The organism is Prosthecodimorpha hirschii, from assembly GCF_001305515.1.
Lineage (GTDB): Bacteria > Pseudomonadota > Alphaproteobacteria > Rhizobiales > Ancalomicrobiaceae > Prosthecodimorpha > Prosthecodimorpha hirschii.
This window is the reverse complement of sequence record NZ_LJYW01000001.1, coordinates 1,860,662-1,877,368: the sequence shown is the minus strand read 5'-3', so window position 1 is coordinate 1,877,368 and position 16,707 is coordinate 1,860,662. Positions and strand designations below refer to the sequence as shown.

The 16,707-nt window shown below is 68.7% G+C and carries 18 protein-coding genes; 10 read left to right on the top strand and 8 right to left on the bottom strand.

Going from position 1 to position 16,707, the window contains the following annotated elements; genetic code table 11:
• Window positions 1-53: 53 nt before the first annotated feature.
• Both ABB55_RS08200 and ABB55_RS30290 read right to left on the bottom strand, forming a co-directional pair.
• Complete coding sequence (locus ABB55_RS08200; RefSeq protein ID WP_054358379.1) at window positions 54-752, bottom strand: hypothetical protein; 699 nt, start codon at window positions 750-752, stop codon at window positions 54-56.
• Window positions 753-764: 12 nt separating this feature from the next.
• Window positions 765-1,241, bottom strand: coding sequence for a type III secretion system chaperone (locus tag ABB55_RS30290; RefSeq protein WP_054358378.1), 477 nt, complete (start codon window positions 1,239-1,241; stop codon window positions 765-767).
• A 256-nt stretch (window positions 1,242-1,497) separates the two neighbouring features.
• Here ABB55_RS30290 and ABB55_RS08190 point away from each other — a divergent pair, with 256 nt between their 5' ends.
• The 5 genes from ABB55_RS08190 to ABB55_RS08170 all read left to right on the top strand — a co-directional run bounded on the left by ABB55_RS08190 (window position 1,498) and on the right by ABB55_RS08170 (window position 5,842).
• Window positions 1,498-1,653, top strand: coding sequence for an aa3-type cytochrome c oxidase subunit IV (locus ABB55_RS08190; RefSeq protein WP_338053646.1), 156 nt, complete (start codon window positions 1,498-1,500; stop codon window positions 1,651-1,653).
• Window positions 1,654-1,906: 253 nt separating this feature from the next.
• Window positions 1,907-3,037, top strand: coding sequence for a Re/Si-specific NAD(P)(+) transhydrogenase subunit alpha (locus ABB55_RS08185; RefSeq protein ID WP_054358376.1), 1,131 nt, complete (start codon window positions 1,907-1,909; stop codon window positions 3,035-3,037).
• Between the two features lie 11 nt (window positions 3,038-3,048).
• Window positions 3,049-3,507, top strand: a complete 459-nt coding sequence (locus tag ABB55_RS08180) for a proton-translocating transhydrogenase family protein (RefSeq protein WP_054358375.1) — start codon at window positions 3,049-3,051, stop codon at window positions 3,505-3,507.
• A 13-nt stretch (window positions 3,508-3,520) separates the two neighbouring features.
• Window positions 3,521-4,918: an NAD(P)(+) transhydrogenase (Re/Si-specific) subunit beta gene (locus ABB55_RS08175; RefSeq protein WP_054358374.1), complete on the top strand. Its 1,398-nt coding sequence runs from the start codon at window positions 3,521-3,523 to the stop codon at window positions 4,916-4,918.
• Between the two features lie 108 nt (window positions 4,919-5,026).
• Window positions 5,027-5,842, top strand: coding sequence for an alpha/beta hydrolase (locus ABB55_RS08170; protein WP_054358373.1), 816 nt, complete (start codon window positions 5,027-5,029; stop codon window positions 5,840-5,842).
• A 73-nt stretch (window positions 5,843-5,915) separates the two neighbouring features.
• Here ABB55_RS08170 and ABB55_RS08165 read toward each other — a convergent pair whose 3' ends face one another.
• Window positions 5,916-6,749 (bottom strand): hypothetical protein, encoded by an 834-nt coding sequence (locus ABB55_RS08165; RefSeq protein ID WP_054358372.1) that lies wholly within the window; start codon window positions 6,747-6,749, stop codon window positions 5,916-5,918.
• A 183-nt stretch (window positions 6,750-6,932) separates the two neighbouring features.
• On the opposite strand from ABB55_RS08165, the gene ABB55_RS08160 reads away from it, so the two are divergent.
• Window positions 6,933-7,181 carry a hypothetical protein gene (locus tag ABB55_RS08160; RefSeq protein WP_054358371.1) on the top strand — a complete coding sequence of 83 codons (249 nt, stop codon included), beginning with the start codon at window positions 6,933-6,935 and terminating at the stop codon, window positions 7,179-7,181.
• 21 nt (window positions 7,182-7,202) lie between these two features.
• Here the strand turns inward: ABB55_RS08160 and ABB55_RS08155 are convergent, their stop codons facing one another.
• From ABB55_RS08155 to ABB55_RS08145, 3 genes are all read right to left on the bottom strand, one after another.
• Entirely contained in the window at window positions 7,203-7,664 is a 462-nt protein-coding gene (locus ABB55_RS08155; protein ID WP_054358370.1) for a hypothetical protein, read from the bottom strand.
• Between the two features lie 197 nt (window positions 7,665-7,861).
• A complete protein-coding gene (locus tag ABB55_RS08150) occupies window positions 7,862-9,274 on the bottom strand; it encodes a sensor histidine kinase (protein ID WP_054358369.1) in 1,413 nt (470 codons plus the stop codon).
• Window positions 9,261-9,929, bottom strand: a complete 669-nt coding sequence (locus tag ABB55_RS08145) for a response regulator (RefSeq protein WP_054358368.1) — start codon at window positions 9,927-9,929, stop codon at window positions 9,261-9,263. The genes ABB55_RS08150 and ABB55_RS08145 overlap by 14 nt, the downstream gene beginning before the upstream one ends.
• A gap of 149 nt (window positions 9,930-10,078) precedes the next feature.
• Between ABB55_RS08145 and ABB55_RS08140 the strand changes: the two genes are divergently transcribed.
• The 4 genes from ABB55_RS08140 to ABB55_RS08125 all read left to right on the top strand — a co-directional run bounded on the left by ABB55_RS08140 (window position 10,079) and on the right by ABB55_RS08125 (window position 14,581).
• A complete protein-coding gene (locus ABB55_RS08140) occupies window positions 10,079-10,708 on the top strand; it encodes a cytochrome b (protein ID WP_054358367.1) in 630 nt (209 codons plus the stop codon).
• 71 nt (window positions 10,709-10,779) lie between these two features.
• Window positions 10,780-12,120 carry a hypothetical protein gene (locus tag ABB55_RS08135; RefSeq protein WP_054358366.1) on the top strand — a complete coding sequence of 447 codons (1,341 nt, stop codon included), beginning with the start codon at window positions 10,780-10,782 and terminating at the stop codon, window positions 12,118-12,120.
• Between the two features lie 213 nt (window positions 12,121-12,333).
• The gene (locus ABB55_RS08130; protein WP_152981969.1) at window positions 12,334-12,717 is read left to right on the top strand and encodes a c-type cytochrome; all 384 of its coding nucleotides are present in this window, start codon (window positions 12,334-12,336) and stop codon (window positions 12,715-12,717) included.
• A gap of 313 nt (window positions 12,718-13,030) precedes the next feature.
• Entirely contained in the window at window positions 13,031-14,581 is a 1,551-nt protein-coding gene (locus ABB55_RS08125) for a DUF4403 family protein (protein ID WP_160321194.1), read from the top strand.
• Between the two features lie 38 nt (window positions 14,582-14,619).
• Here ABB55_RS08125 and ABB55_RS08120 read toward each other — a convergent pair whose 3' ends face one another.
• Both ABB55_RS08120 and rpsU read right to left on the bottom strand, forming a co-directional pair.
• Complete coding sequence (locus ABB55_RS08120) at window positions 14,620-15,555, bottom strand: tetratricopeptide repeat protein (RefSeq protein ID WP_160321193.1); 936 nt, start codon at window positions 15,553-15,555, stop codon at window positions 14,620-14,622.
• A gap of 508 nt (window positions 15,556-16,063) precedes the next feature.
• A complete protein-coding gene (gene rpsU / locus ABB55_RS08115) occupies window positions 16,064-16,309 on the bottom strand; it encodes a 30S ribosomal protein S21 (protein ID WP_054358363.1) in 246 nt (81 codons plus the stop codon).
• Between the last annotated feature and the right edge of the window lie 398 nt (window positions 16,310-16,707).

The window sequence follows — 16,707 nt, the reverse complement described above, 5'->3', positions numbered from 1 at the left end:
GGCCTTGGGGCATGGGCATGGGGCAGGGCTGGCCCGTCGCGCGAAGCAATGCCTCAGAGCTTGTCGAAGGGCAGCGTGACGCCGATCTCCTGGAAGCGCTCGCCGACATAGTCGACGGTGCGGTCCTTGAAGAGCTGGCGCGCGTCGCGGGCCTGCTGCTGGACCAAGGCGTTGATGCGGACATCCTCGTCGGTCGGCTTGGCGAGCGAACGCAGATGCGCGTGGGTGCCGACCGCATTGGAGGTCGAGGCCGCGGCATAGAGGCCGGACAGCAGCAATGGCGCCAGACCCGTGAAGGTCGTGGTCCGGTTGGCGACCTTGAACAGCTTCTGCGCGCCCTTCGGCACCGGCAGGGCGTCGAGGACCTCGGAGGTCGTATCGCCGACCTGCTTGACCTTCTGGGCGACGGTGTCGAGCGTCTGGAACTGCTTGTCGATGCTGTCCATGACCGTGCCGCGATAGGCCAGGTCCGAAGGCTTGCCGGCATCCGGGCCGGGCGACGGCAGGGACGGGGCGGACGACTGCGGACCCGAACCGTTCGAGGACGGTGTCTGCGACACGAACCGGCCGCCGATCGTCGCGACCATGCCGAGCACGGCGTTGCCGAGGAAGCTTGCCCTCTGGACCGACAGAAACCGATCGCCCTGGTAGCGCTGCGTCGGGACGACGGTCGCTTCGGGTCGCTGCGAACCCGTGGTCTCGATCGCGACCGGACCTGTCGGCCGGCCTGAATTCACGCCTCCCGTGGCCATATCCGACCTCCCTCAGGCGCGCACCAGGGTGAATTCCTGCGGCGCACCCGGCGGCAGGGGCGGACCGTCGGACCACGAGAGGGCAGTGCGGCGCCGTTCCTCGGCAGCATCCGCGAAAGCCTCCAGAAAGCCCAGGAAGGCCTCCTCGGTCGCGGTCATGAAGCGATCCCAGCGCATTTGCCAGCACAATTGCCGGGTTTCCGGCGTGATGCAGAACCAGCCGACGCCGCTTTCCGCCTGGAACAGGTTGCCGGCCAGCACCCTGACCAGGAAATCCTCCGCAGGCTCGGGCACTTCGCGCAGCGACGCCGTGAAGAAGAAACTGCCGAGTTGCAGGACCGGCGTGATCAGGATCTCGACCCCGCCCTTGCTGTTGAGAATCAACTGCGGGTCGTCCACCGTCAGGTCGGTCTCGAAGAGCCGGTTGAACGTCTCGATCCAGAATGCAAGCCGATCGGCAGCCCGTTCGAGCGGGTCCCTGTCGTTCATCCCTCGGGTCTCCAAGCCACCGCATGTTCCCGAGCGGCATATGAGGTGAATTGCTCTTTGTATGCAAGGGGGTGATTGCCATGGTCGGGAGCCGCAGGTCGCTTGACGCCATCTGGCATTTGGCATACCAGATAGGTGGGATCGGGTCGGTCGTGCGCCGTGCCGCATCCGTCGTCGGAACCGGCACTGCGGCCACCAGGACGCGTTGCCCGTGGGACAGCCATCTCCTATAAAGACGCCGGCCCGCAAGGGAACGATGACCATGACACGCGAGGGGCGAACAATGGCCGAGCACAGCCCGATGGACTACGCCGAGCACGAGAAGACCTACAAGCTGTTCATCGCCATGACCAAGTGGGGCACCATCGGTGTGGTCGTCCTGCTCGCCTTGATGGCAGTATTCCTGCTCTGATCCGGCCGGCCGGACCGATCCGCAGGGAGCGGCAGGCCAGCCAACCCGAAGGTTCGATCGGGCGGGATTCGGAATTTCATCGCCGGCCCCTGACCCCCGCGTTCCTGACGGAGCGGGGTCGGTGGCCGGATTTCGTCGGAACGGGTGGCGCCGCATCGCCGGCGGCCGGTAGCGATCGGCTTCTCCACCCCGTCTCCGGCCGGCCATTCCTGCGGATGGACGGCACCGGAGGGGTGCCGAAAGGGGGCAATCCATGAAGATAGCCGTGCCGATGGAGCGTGATCCGGCGGAGGCCCGCGTCGCGGCCACTCCGGATACCGTGAAGAAGTTCAAGGGTCTCGGCGCCGAGGTGGTGGTCGAGACGGGTGCCGGGCTGAAGAGCCGCATCCTGGACTCGGAGTACGAAGCTGCCGGCGCCACCATCGCCCCCGACGCCGCTTCGGTCTGGTCCGGCGCCGATATCGTGCTGACGGTCCGTCGCCCCTCCGCCGAGGCTGCGGCGCTGGCCAAGCGCGGCGCGCTGCTGATCGGCGCGCTCGACCCCTACGGCCAGCAGGCTGCCGTTCAGGCGCTCGCCGATGCCGGCCTGACCGCCTTCTCGATGGAGTTCATGCCGCGCATCACCCGCGCGCAGGTCATGGACATCCTGTCGTCGCAGGCCAATCTCGCCGGCTATCGGGCCGTCATCGACGGCGCCGCCGAATATGATCGCGCCTTCCCGATGATGATGACCGCGGCCGGCACGGTCTCGGCCGCCAAGGTGTTCGTCATGGGCGCCGGCGTCGCCGGCCTGCAGGCGATCGCGACCGCCCGCCGCCTCGGCGCGGTGGTCACCGCCACCGACGTGCGCCCCGCCGCCAAGGAACAGGTCGCCTCGCTCGGCGCCAAGTTCGTCGCCGTCGAGGACGAGGAGTTCAAGCAGGCCGAGACCGCGGCCGGCTACGCCAAGCCGATGTCGGCCGAATACCAGGCCAAGCAGGCCGCGCTCGTCGCCGAGCACATCAAGAAGCAGGACATGGTCATCACCACGGCCCTGATCCCCGGCCGGCCGGCGCCGAAGCTGATCACCGCCGCGATGGTCGCGTCGATGCGGCCGGGCTCCGTGCTGGTCGATCTCGCGGTCGAGCGCGGCGGCAATATCGAGGGCTCGGTGCCGGGCGAGGTGGTCACCATCGGCGGCGTCAAGATCCTCGGCCATCTCAACGTGGCCGGCCGCGTCGCCGCCAGCGCCTCGCTGCTCTACGCCAAGAACCTGTTCGCCTTCGTCGAGACCATGATCGACAAGAAGGAGAAGACGCTCGCGGTCAACTACGAGGATGAACTCGTCAAGGCGACCATGATCACGCGGGACGGCCAGATCGTCCATCCGTCGCTGAAGGGCTGAAGGGGGCAACCATGGCCAATCTCACTCCCGAACAGGCATTGGAACAGGCCCGGGCCGCCGCCAAGGCCGCCCAGGATGCGGCCGCTGCCGCGGTCGGTGCGGCCGACAAGGCGCAGGGCATCCTCGGCGACCTCTCCGCGCAGGTCGCCAGTGCCCATGCGGCCGCGTCCGCGGTCGATCCCTTCGTGTTCCAGTTCTCCATCTTCGTGATGGCGATCTTCGTCGGCTACTACGTGGTCTGGTCGGTGACCCCGGCCCTGCACACGCCGCTGATGTCGGTCACCAACGCCATTTCGTCGGTGATCGTGGTCGGCGCGCTGCTCGCCGTCGGCGTCGACTGGGCTTCCGGCCCGGGCGCCGGCTGGGCGCGCGGCTTCGGCTTCGTCGGAACCGTTCTCGCCGCGGTGAACATCTTCGGCGGCTTCATGGTCACGTCGCGCATGCTCGCGATGTACAAGAAGAAGTCGTGAGGGGGGCGCATCCATGTCTCAGAACATCACTGCGCTGCTCTACCTCGTCTCCGGCGTGCTCTTCATCATGGCGCTGCGCGGGCTGTCCAGCCCGGCCACGTCGCGCAAGGGCAATGTCTACGGCATGGTCGGCATGGCCATCGCCATCGGCACCACGCTGGCCCTGATCAAGCCCTCCTTCGGCGCCTATGCGCTGATCCTGCTGGCGCTCGCCATCGGCGGCGGCGTCGGCGCGATCACGGCCAAGCGCATCGCCATGACGGCGATGCCGCAGCTGGTCGCCTTCTTCCACTCGCTGGTCGGCCTGGCGGCGGTGTTCGTCGCGGCGGCCGCCATCAATGCCCCGGCGGCCTTCGGCATCGGCTCGCCCGGCCATATCCACGGCCAGGCGCTGGTCGAGATGAGCCTCGGCGTGGCGATCGGCGCGATCACCTTCACGGGTTCGGTCATCGCCTTCCTCAAGCTCGACGGCCGGATGAGCGGCAAGCCCATCCTGCTGCCGATGCGGCATCTGGTGAACATCGCGCTCGCCGTGATCCTGGTCGTGCTGATCGCGACCCTGGTCATGACCGGCAGCCAGGTCGTGTTCTGGCTGATCGTGCTGGTCTCGCTGGCGCTCGGCGTGCTGATCATCGTCCCGATCGGCGGCGCCGACATGCCGGTGGTCGTCTCGATGCTGAACAGCTACTCGGGCTGGGCGGCGGCCGGCATCGGCTTCACGCTGCAGAACTCGGCGCTGATCATCACCGGCGCGCTGGTCGGCTCGTCGGGCGCGATCCTCAGCTACATCATGTGCAAGGGCATGAACCGGAGCTTCATCTCGGTCATCCTCGGCGGCTTCGGCGGCGAGACCGCCGGTCCGGCCGGCGGGGCGGTCGAGTCGCGGCCGGTCAAGCAGGGTTCGGCCGACGACGCGGCCTTCATCATGAAGAACGCGTCCAAGGTGATCATCGTGCCGGGCTACGGCATGGCGGTCGCCCAGGCCCAGCATGCCGTGCGCGAGATGGCCGACAAGCTGAAGCACGAGGGCGTGGAGGTGAAATACGCCATCCACCCGGTCGCCGGGCGCATGCCGGGCCACATGAACGTGCTGCTCGCCGAGGCCAACGTGCCCTATGACGAGGTGTTCGAGCTCGAGGACATCAACAACGATTTCGCGCAGGCCGACGTGGCCTATGTGATCGGCGCCAACGACGTGACCAACCCGGCCGCCAAGACGGACCCGGCCTCGCCGATCTTCGGCATGCCGATCCTGGACGTGGAGAAGGCCAAGACGGTCCTGTTCATCAAGCGCGGCATGGGCTCGGGCTATGCCGGCGTCGAGAACGAGCTGTTCTTCCGCGACAACACCATGATGCTGTTCGGCGACGCCAAGAAGATGACCGAGGAGATCATCAAGAACCTCGACTGAGGCCCTCCGGACCCGCGCGATCCGCGCGGTCACGAAGTCTCCATCGTCGCACACGAGTCTGGACCGGTCGGGACCCTCCCGGCCGGTCCTTTCGCATCCGGAGGCGCGATGCTGTCGAAACTGGTTGCGGTCGCCCTCGGCCTGGCGCTGCCCTATGGGGCGGCGGTCGGCTGGCTCGCCCTGTCGCAGCGCTCGCTGCTCTACCGGCCCTGGCCGGGACCGGAAACGCCCGAGGCGGCCGGCCTGCAGGGCTTCCGGCTGGACCGGCTGGCGACCGCCGACGGCCTCGCCGTCCCGGTCTGGCGGCGGCCGGGCGTGCCGGACCGCTTTACCATCGTGCATTTCCACGGCAATGGCGGCGGCCTGCATGGCTCGGTCAGCCGGCTCGCAGGTTTGTCGGCAGCCGGTCACGGCATCGCCGCGCTGGAATATCGCGGCTATCCCGGGGCGCCGGGCCGGCCGAGCGAGCCCGCGCTCGTCGCCGACGCCGTCGCGCTGCTCGACCGGCTCGCCGCCGAGGGCGTGCCCTCCGACCGGATCGTGCTGCACGGCTGGTCGCTCGGCTCCGCGGTCGCGATCCAGGCCGCCGTCCGCCGCCCCGTCGCCGCGCTGATGCTCGAAGCCCCGCCGACCGCCATCGTCGACCGCGCCGCGGAGATCTTCCCCTATGTCCCGGTGCGGTGGCTCCTCGCCGATGCCTGGCTCAGCCGCGAGGCCGTCGCGGCGATCCGGCGGCCGATCCTGATCCTGCACGGCACCCTGGACCGCACCGTCCCGATCGCCCATGGCCGCCGGCTGGCGACACGCGCCGGCCCGGATGCCGAATTCGTCGAGCTGCCCGAAGCCGGCCACGCCGATCTCGACCAGCATGGCGGCATCGCCCACATGCTCGGCTTCCTGGACCGGCTCGCCGCAAGCCGGTGAGGGCGGCCGGTGCGGCGGTCAGACCGAAATCGCCCGGCCGCACCTGCTGCCGCCGGACCGGAGCCTCGATCGCTTATGGCTCCAGCAGCCCCCGGAACAGGCGGGCGCCCTTCTGCTCGCCGAGGGACACCAGGGCCTTGTAGAACTCGATGGCGATGCGGCAGCCCTCGTCCGGCGGGATTGCGGACGACCCGGTCAGTTTCGGCAGATCCCGAATGTCGGCGCCGGTATTCTTGTAGGCCTCGACGAAGAGGCTCTTGATCTCCTCCGGACTGACCGGCTCGCGGGGCGGGGACGGGTTCGCGATCGAACTCTCGATGATGTCGGCCTTCAGGTTCAGCTCATCTTCCATCAATTTCGGAGTCATTGCCGCTGAAGGGACCTGGCCGCTGGCCTTGTAGAAGGCCAAGCAGATGTCCGGGCGCGTGCGGAAGGATTCGATGGTGACGAGGTTGCTCTGCAGGCCCTTGAACAGCATCTGGTCGGGCGCCGTCAGCAGGTGGGCATTCACGTATTTTGTCGACAGTTCCGCGACAAAGGCTCGCAACTGGGATTGCTTGGCTTCGTCGAGACCGCCCGAGGCCAGTTTTTTGATTTCGTCACGCACAAGCGCTTCGGCTTCCGGGTGTGCGCGGAACAGGACCGCGCCATAGCGCGTCTTTTTCATCTCTTCCACGATGCGGCGTGCCGGATCGGCGTTCCTCGCCTTGAAGATCGTCACATCGGGAACCTTCAAGCCCAGCACGACGAAGCCCGTGACGATGGCCGCCGCAACCGTCTTGTTGAGCGTGACGATCCTCGAGATCGCCGCCACGATCAGCGAGCCGAGAAGGGCGCCTACGCCGCCGAACAGGCCCGCGACCAGAGGGGCCGGCCATTGCGAGAGAGACTCGACGACGAAATCCATGTCAGGCCGATCCTGCTGCGGGTTGCATCTGCACCACGGAACTACAGTCTGAGAGTGCAAACGTGAAGGTTGTTTGACCCCGTGGTCGGTCCGAACGCCTATCCGGCGAGTTGTGGGCTGCCATGCGATGGACGGCGGTCCGCACCGGCGCAGCCCGGACCGCAGAGGCAAGAGGCTCGAGGGATGCCGATGACGCGTCAAAGGACCGACTGGTTTCAGGCGATCAAGGACATCCGCGCGCAGCACGGCTGCGACATCCTGGCGGCGGAACGGATTGCGTTGAGCGATCCGGACTGGCGTCGCTGGGTCGATGCGCAGATCAACCGTGACCCGGACTGCCGAAAGATGGCGCGACGCCATATGAAAAGCCGCGGGCCGGCGTCATTGATCGTCGTGGCGGATGGGCGCCTGAAGATCGGCGATGCCATCTGACCGACCGCCCGCATCCGCGAATCACACGGGGTCGTCCTGATATTTCAGGACGAAGGGCTTGCCGTTGAAAGTATGGGTACAGCAGGCGCAGCCGGGCTTCAGGCGCTCGATGCGCAAGTCCGGGTCGACCAGAGCGAGACGGTTGGCATCGTCGACATAAAGGCCGCTGAAGAAGGTGCTTTCCCCGGTCAGGACGATCGGCTTTCGCTCGGACTCGGTCAGGGCGACGATCCAGAAGATCGGCTCCGGGCTGTCGAGACGGGATACCGCCTCCGCATGGACGGCATCCCAATCGTCGCCGACATGCGACAGGAGAAAGCGGAACAGGGGGGTGTAGTCGCGGCCGCGTCGGGTCTTGCCGTGCATGGCGCCCTGACCGGTATGATCGTCGCGCCGCCGCGACCAGCGATATTCGCCGCTCGGGTGGCGTACGCCGTGCGTCCGGGTATTGACGCTTCGATAGAGCGGTTCCTTCCGCCGCATGGATGTCCTCTCCAAGGCCCAGCGCGGATTGTCATCAAAGCCGGGGACCCGGGCAAGGCTTCGGCGTCGGGCGGAAGAGGTGGCGCACGTTCCGAAGATGCAGACGCCGGGTGGAAACGTCAGGCGAGGGGGAGCCGTGGATGACCTGCGGGTCCGAACCGGACCTCGAAATGGCATGCAGCGCTTTCCGGCCGGTCCTATGGACCGCGAGTCCCGTCGCCGGCCCGCGCATCCGGCGCCGGAAAGGTGACGCGCACGAGGCAACCGGGAAAATCGGGGCGCGAGCGCAGGCTGACGGTCGCGCGGTGCCGGTCGGCGACCTCCTTGACGATGGCGAGGCCGAGGCCCGTGCCGGGGGCGGTCTGCCCCTCGGCGCGATAGAAGCGCTCGAAGATGCGCTCCCGCTCCGCCGCCGGCACGCCGGGGCCGTCATCCTCGACCTCCAGGAAGGCCTTGCCGTGCTCATCGACGCCGGAGCGCATCATCACCCGCGCCTCCGGGCCGGCATAGGCGACGGCATTGTCGATCAGGTTGCCGGCCAGTTCGCCGATCAGCCAGGCCGAGCCGATCAGCGGCGCCGGCGCGGTTTCGAACTCCAGGTCGACCCGGCGCGCCAGCGCCCGGTCGTACCAGTCGGAGCCGTTCTCGGCGATCACGGTGGCGAGGTCGATGGTCTCGACCGGATGGCCGGCGCTCGCTTCCGGCGCCGAGCGGGCCAGCGCCAGCAGCTGGCCGGCGAGCCGGGCGATGCGCCCGGTCGCCTCGACGAGCCGCGTGATCTTGCTGCGGTGGGCGGGCGGCAGGTCCTGGGCGGCCAGTTCCAACTGGGTCTGCAGGCCGGCGAGCGGGGTGCGCAACTGATGCGCGGCGTTCGACAGGAAGGCGCGCTGGGCGGCCGCGGAGGCGGCGAGATCGTCGAGCAGGCGGTTGATCGCGGCGACCAGCGGCGCGGCCTCCTGGGGCACGTCGGCGCCGTCGAGCGGCCGGATGTCGGTGCGCGGCGTCTCCTCGATCGCCCGCGACAGGGCGTTGAGCGGCGCCAGGCCGGCGGCGATGCCGAAATAGACCAGGACGAAGGTCGCGATCAGGATCAGCACGTTGGGGATCAGCAGCGCCGCCAGGATGCGCGAGCGGGCCTCGTCGCGCTTGTTGGTGGTTTCCGCAAAGGCAACCGTGATGAGGCCGGCCGGCGTCGCGATCGCATAGCTCGCCTTGCGCACCGGCCGGCCGCGCATGACGATATCGGTGAGCACGGGACTGCGCCCGGCCTCGACCGCATCCGGCATGAGGTCGGCATCGCCGCCCAGGAGCCGCCCGTCCGGCCCGCGCACGGCCAGGAACTCGGCATCCTCGCTGTCGGTGCGGAGGATCGCCTCGGCGGCCGGCGGCAGGTCGACGGCCAGTTCGCCGTTGCGCAGGGCGACGCGCGAGGCGAGCGCCAGGGCGTCGTCGGCGAGGCCGTGGTCGAAGGCCGTCTCGGCGGTGGAACTGGCGATGCGATAGTCGATCAGGCCGCTGATCAGCGCCAGCAGGAAGAGCGGCGCCAGCAAGAGGACGAGCAGCCGCCGGCGCAGGCTGGTGCCGGCCCGCCGCGCATCAGGCGAGTTCATCGAGACGATATCCGAGGCCGCGGATGGTCCGGATCGCGATGCCGCAATTCTGCAGCTTGGCGCGCAGCCGGGAGACGTAGATCTCGATCGCGTTCGGGGTCAGTTCGTTGCCCCAGTCGCTCAGGCTCTCGACCATCTTCTGCTTCGGCACGACCTTCGGGCAGGTCAGGGCCAACTGCTGCAGAATGTCCCATTCCCGCCCGGTCAGGTCGATCGCCACCCCGCCGGCATCGGCGCTGCGCCGGCCGAGGTCGATGTTGAGGGCGCCGATGCGGATTTCCGAGCTCGACACGGCCTGGCTGCGCCGGATCAGCGCGCGGGCCCGCGCCAGAAGTTCGGGCAGCTGGAACGGCTTCACCATGTAGTCGTCGGCGCCGAGATCGAGCCCGCGCACCCGCTCCTCGAGCGCATCGTGGGCGGACAGGATCAGCACCGGCAGCGAGAGACCCTTGCGGCGGATGTGCCGGATCAGGTCGCGGCCGTTCATGCGCGGCAGGCCGATATCGATCACCGCCAGATCGTATTGCGTCGTGGCCAGCGCCTCGATCGCGGTCTCCGCCGAAGTGGCGTGATCGACCTGATACCCGGCGCGGGAAAAGGCCTCGACGAGGCCAGCAGCCACCACCGCATCGTCTTCGACCGTCAGGATCCGCAAGGCCCAGCCCTCTCGTGTGCGCTGCCTTCAAAGCCGGTCAATCCGCCGATTTGACGACGGCGAGCTTTCGACACCCTGACGGCGGCCGAAAGGACGCGGACAGCGCCCGGAACCCATGGTCGCGCCACGACTCGAACCCCGGAGCGACCGTGACCGACAGCCTGATTGCCCACCGCCCCGAGCGCGCGCCGGCCCCGTCCGATGCCCACTACGCCGCCCCCCTGCGCGTGCTGCATTGGACCACCGCCGTCACGCTCGTGGCCGCCCTGACGGCGGTGCTGGCGCGCGACCTCGTCGACGATGTCGCGCTCGACCGCAGCCTGCTCGACCTGCACCGCAGCCTCGGCGCCACCGTCCTGATCCTGCTCGTGGCGCGGGTCGCCATCCGGCTGGTGGTCGGCGGCGTCGAACATGCCGGTCTCGACCGCTGGAGCCGGCAGGCGGCCGCTCTCGTCCACGGCTTCCTCTACGGCCTCACCCTGCTCGTGCCGGTTCTCGGCTGGCTGCTCACCAATGCCTCCGGCAAGGCCGCCAGCCTGTTCGGGCTCGTCGTCCTGCCCGCGCTGACCGGACGCGACCGTGATCTCGCCGACCTGCTCGAAATCTGGCACCCGACCGCCGCCTGGCTGCTGCTCGGCCTCGTCGCCCTGCATGTCGCCGCCGCGCTGTGGCACGGCTTCGTCCGCCGCGACGGCGTGCTGCCGTCCATGCTGCCCGCGGCCGGTCCCGCGCGTCCCGCCCATCCTGCGCGTCCCGCCCGCGCGACGGCACCCCGGTGACCATCTCGACCCGCCGCCCCGAATTCGCACCATCCGGCGCCGCAGACGCGGCCTCATGGGAGGAAATCGCCTTGTCGCCGTCTCTCGCCTTCCGGCCCGCATCGTCGCGCCGTCGCACGGGCCTTCTCGCAGCGCTTATCGGTCTCCTCGCCTGGGTGACGGCCGATCCGGCCCTGGCCGTGCCGAGCTATTCCCGGCAGACCGGCCAGGAATGCGCCACCTGCCATGTCGGTGCCTTCGGGCCGCAGCTGACGCCCTACGGCGTCAAGTTCAAGATCGGCGGCTATACCGAGACCAACGGCGAGGATACCAAGATCCCGCTCTCCGGCATGGCGGTCGGCACCTTCACCCACACCCAGGCGAACCAGTCGCCGCCGCCGGCGCGCTTCTCAACCAACGACAATGCCGCCGTGCAGGAACTGTCGGCCTTCGTGGCCGGCAAGCTGATGGACCATGTCGGCGCCTTCGCGCAGGTGACCTATTCGGGCATCGACCGCAAGCTGGTGCTCGACAATGTCGACCTGCGCATCACCTTCGACGCCACCCTGCTCGATCGCAACACGACCTTCGGGCTCTCGATCAACAACAACCCGACCATCCAGGATCCCTTCAACACGCTGCCGGCCTGGCGCTATCCCTTCGTGACCTCCGATCTGGCGCCGTCGCCCGCCCACGCGCCGCTGCTCGACGGCGGACTGGAGGGCCGGGTGATCGGCGCGACCGCCTATGCGTCGATGGACAACGGCCTCTATGCCGAGGCCGGCGGCTATGGCGGGCTCAGCCGCGGCTTCCTCCAGGCGGTCAACGTGATCGATCCGACCGATCCCGGCAGCCGGCTGATCGGCGGGGCGCCCTATGGACGGCTGGCCTGGTTCAAGGACATGCGCTCGCAGGCGGTCTCGCTCGGCATCGTCGCCATGAGCGCGGATCTCGGCGTGTTCGGCCAGCGCGGCCGGGCCGACCACTACCGCGATATCGGCGCCGACCTCGCCTACCAGTATCTCGGCGACCGCACCCATGTCTTCACGGTCGCCACCTCGTTCATCCACGAGATGCAGCAGCTGGACGGCTCGGTGCGCAGCGGCGCGGCGGCCCATGCGGCGCAGACTATGGAGCAGTTCAACGTCACCGGCTCCTACACCTTCGACAAGACCTACGGCCTGACTGCCAAGTATTTCAACAACTGGGGCTCTGCCGACAAGCTGCTCTATGCCCCGACCGGCAAGCCGGACAATAGCGGCCTGATGTTCCAGGCCGACTGGTCGCCCTTCGGCAAGGAGACGAGCTGGGGTGCGCCCTGGGCCAATGTCCGGGTCGGCGTGCAATACACCGCCTACGCCAAGTTCGACGGAACGACCCGGCACGCCAGCGACAACAACACCCTGATGGGCTTCGTCTGGACGGCCTTCTGACGGACACGCCGCCCATGGCGGCCCCGGTCGTCGCCGGCGACCGGGCCGGTGGGGCGCCGCGAGGCTGCCCCCGGGCGGGCCGGCTCGGTTCGGGCCCGGTCTCCCAGGGGCACGGTTGCGGCCCGATCGGATCGACCAGGGACGGCGGGACGGGGTGTCCGTCGGCCGGCGGATCGCAGGACGGGATTGAGCTCACATCTTCGGAGACGCATCATGGGTCGCATCGCATCTCTCACCCTCGCCGCCAGCCTCGTCGCGGCCGGATCCGGCCTCCCCGGGGTATCGACGATCGCCCATGCCAGTGACGCATCGGCGTTCGATCAGGAATGCGGCGATTGCCATTCGGTCACGCCGGGCAAGAACAAGAAGGGTCCGAGCCTCGCCGGCGTGGTCGGCCGCAAGCCCGGCACGGCCGCCGGCTTCGCCAACTATTCGGCCGCCATGAAGGCCAACGCCACGCCCTGGAGCGCGGCGCGGATCGACGCCTATATCCGCAATCCGAAAGCCGTCGTCCCAGGCGGGACGATGAAATACGAGGGCAGCGCCGACGACGCCCTGCGCGCCTCGATCGTCAGCTATCTGGTCTCGGGCCGCTGACGGCCCGGCGCCGGGGGCGGGGCAGGGGAGGCGCCAGCAGGCGCCCCTGACCCCTTCCGCAGCGCCCAGGCGACGTTTGGACACTGGACATTTCTCCTGATTGCGGCAGGATGGATGTGCAAGCGGCGGGCACCGGATGCCGCCTCGGCCCGTGCAATGCACCCTTCCGGGTCCGCTTTCCTCTCGGCACGGTCGGGTTCTGCAGCGGCCTGGGCGAGGCCATGCGGCGCGACGGGACGCGCATCCGCACCGCTCCGATGGCCGGGCGGGGCCGATCCTCGAGCCGTCAGAACCGTGCCGGGAGAATGATCCCTTGACGGTCAGACGCTGGATTCCGATACGGCGGGCCGCGGTCCTGTTGGCTGCGATTGCGGTCGCAGGCGGCGCATTCGGCTATTGGCGCGCGGCACAGGCGACCTATCATGGACCACCCGTCACGGCGGAACGCGAGGATCTGCCGTCCGGAACGTCCTCGCTGCTGGTCCCGGTCACGATCTCGCTGGACGATCTGCAGGCGAAGCTGAACGAGCAGGTCCCGACGCGCGTCCATGCCGTCGACGAGGACAGGAATGCCTGCGTGCCGGCCAAGTGGGTCGACGAGTGCATCCTTCCGAATCCGTTCAACGGAGGCTGTGCCAAGCGGTTCAAGACCAAGGTCTCGCCCGAGATCGATTGCCATATCGACGGCGTGGTGGATCGCGGCGCCATCGCGGTCGCGGGGCAGGGCGATCGGATCGCCATCACCCTGCCGGTCTCCGCCACCATCAAGGTGCGGGGCCGCGGCGACATCGGCAAGCATATCCGCGAGACCGCGACCGGTTCGGTCACCGCAGCGGCGACGGTCAAGGCGGAGATCGGTGGCGACTGGAACCCGACCGCCACGGTCGATGCCGACTATGCGTGGAAAGACCGCATCGGCGTCGACGTGCTCGGCTTCCGCATCACCTTCGCCAGCAAGGTCGATCCGAAGATCCGGGAGGCCATCGAATCGTTCAAGGCGAAGATTCCCGCGCTGCTGGCCAAGGTGGATGTCCGGGCGATGGCCGAGCGGGGATGGCGCGCGGCACATGCGGTGGTGCAGGTCGGCAGCGCGCCGGACATCTGGCTGCGGATCGCGCCGCGCAGCGTCGGGTTCGACGGTCTGCGCATTGAGGGGCGAAACCTGACGACCAACATCATGCTAACGGGGGATGCGGCGACCTTCGTCGGCGAACGGCCTGCCGCCGCGGAGCCGCTGCCGCTGTCGGCGCTGCAGAAGTCGCTGCCGGGACCCGGCTTCGCCTTCTCGGTTCCGGTCACGGTCGACTTTCCGGCTCTCGCCGCTCTGGCCGAGAAGGCCCTCAAGGTCGGGACCCGACGCGACATCGAGGTCCCCAAGGTCGGCAAGGTGGCCGTGACCTTCAGGACGGTCACCGTTCACCAGACCACGGCCCGGCGTCTGGCCGTCGGCGTGACGCTCGACGCGGACGCCCCGTCGGCTCTCTTCGATACCAGGGGAACGATCTGGCTGACCGCCGCGGTGACCTTCGACAATCAACGCAAGCGGGTATCGCTCGCCGAATTCGACATCTTCAGCAGCACCGACAATGCGCCGGTCGACCTGCTTGCCGCGATCCTGCGCACGGACCCGGTCAACGCGATCCTGCGCGAGAGCCTCGAATACGACTTCACGGCGCTGCACGCGGCAGCTCTCGCCAAGGCCGGCAAGGCCATGACCCGGCAGCTGTCAGCCGATGCCTATGTCGTCGGTTCGGTGCGCTCGCTCGATGCCGAGCGCATGGTCGTGGGGCCGGACGCGCTCGTGCTGCAGCTGTCGGCCAAGGGGACCGCCGAAGTCCGCTCCGGCAAGCTTGCCGCCAATTGACGGATTTGGCCGCGCGGAAGCCGCGACGGAGGCGGGGATCAGCCCGCCACGCCGCCGGTGCGCTGGACGCAGGCCCGGGCCACCGCCGAGCCCGGCGACAGCGACAGCGCGCGCTGGCAGGCGGCGCGGGCGTCGTCCCGATTGCCGAGCTGCTCCTGCACCATGCCGCGGTTGAGCCAGGCGTCGGCGTAGTTCTTGTTGAGGTTCAGCGCGGCGTTGAAATCGTCCAACGCCCCCTTGGAATCGCCGGTCGCGAGCTTGGAGAGCCCACGGCCGTTCCAGGGCTCCGGCGCGGTGGCGTCGCGTTCGATCGCCGCCGAAAAGTCGTTGATCGCCGCCTGATGCTCGCCGCGCAGCTGGTAGATCAGGCCGCGGTCGTGATAGGCGCCCGGATTCTGGCTGTTGATCTGGATCGCGGCTGCGAAATCCGCCAGCGCGAGATCGACGCGATTGGTCTGGCGGTAGACGTTGGCGCGGCCGACATAGGCCTGATCGTAGTTCGGATTGATCTCGATCGCCCGCGAGAAGTCGGCAATGGCGAGGTCGAGCTTGCCGAGCCGGCGCAGCACCAGGGCGCGATTGGCATAGGCCTGGTAGAGGCGCGGGTCGATCGTGATGGCGTTGGAGAAGTCCTGCAGCGCCTCGTTGTTGGCCCCGGCGCGCGCATAGGCGGTGCCGCGCACGTTGAGGGCGCCGGCATCGCGCGGATTGGCGCGGACCACTTCGGAGAGCGAGGCGATATTGGCCTGGGCGCCGGCGACCGAACCGGGATCGCTCTCCGCGCCCGGAATGGTCGAGATGGCGCCGGACCCGCCGAAGCCCGGCCCGGAAATGCAGCCGGTCAGCAGGAGCGGTGCCGCCAGCATCATGCCGAACGCCCGGGCACGCCGCGCCGAACCGGTGCGCAAGCCGATGGCGCCATCCGGCACGGGGCCGGTCGGGGTGCAGCCGCTCGAAGGGCCGATTCGCGTCACGGGGCTCTCAGATCGGGGCATGGCGTCTCTCGGGTGTGGCCCGTGGGGGCCGAGCGGACCAGAGGATCATGTCGGGCGTGGGGCGATTGTGTCGATCCGTCCCGAAATCGCAATCCGGAAGGCTAAGGAACGCATCCGCCCGGTCGCGGCCGGCAAAACATAAACCGCCGCAGCCGGCCTTTCGACGAATTGGTGTTGCGTCGCGAAGCGGGACCGACCGTCGGGAGCGAGCCGTCGAAGCCGAAATCCCCGCCCCGAAAAGCAAGACCGCGCCGACGGCTGGTGCCGGCGCGGCCAGGATCGATAGGGGACGCGCCGGGGTGTCGCCGGGACCATGTCACAGCGGCGAGGTGCCGCCACGACCCGGATGCGAAACGCACCTTCGCCGGACGTCAGCACCAACGCCAACCGGACCTGTCAGAAGGGCGGCTGTGCCGACGATATCGGAAGGCGGAGCGTTCGGCCGGCATGGTCCATGCCGGTCCGATGGCGCGCCGGCCTTGCGGCGTCAGCGCTTGCCGGGGGCCGGGGTGACGGCCGGCTTGCCGGGGATCAGGCCTTCGCGCTGGGCGCGCTTGCGGGCCAGCTTGCGCGCGCGACGAACCGCCTCGGCCCGCTCGCGGGCCTTCTTCTCGGAGGGCTTCTCGTAGTGGCCGCGGAGCTTCATCTCACGGAAGATGCCCTCACGCTGCATCTTCTTCTTCAGCGCCTTCAGAGCCTGGTCGACATTGTTGTCGCGAACGAGAACCTGCACGCGTCGGATCCCTTGTCTTTGCTCGGTCCCGGCGGGACCGTGATCGTTTCCATCCCGAGCGGTGACCCGACCAGGACGTGGTTGAATGGTCGCGACCCGCCGGAAAACCGGCCGGACGCCTTTGCCAGAGCGGCGGCGAGCCGCACCGGTCGGAAGTCGCTTCGGGAACGGGTTTCGTTCCGCCGGTCACCCGCGATCGCCGCCCGCCGTCGATCCGGCGGGTGTCTCGGGTCAGGCACCGGGTTGCCGATTTCGTTGGGCACGTCATCCGGGCAAGCGGCCGTTGCGGGCGAATTGCTCGGTAATAGACCTCCCGGCGCCGCTTTCGCGTCGCTCGAAATCCAGGACTTGCTACCAGAGTCCGCCGGCTCTGTCCACCGGCATTAACGACCGGCCGC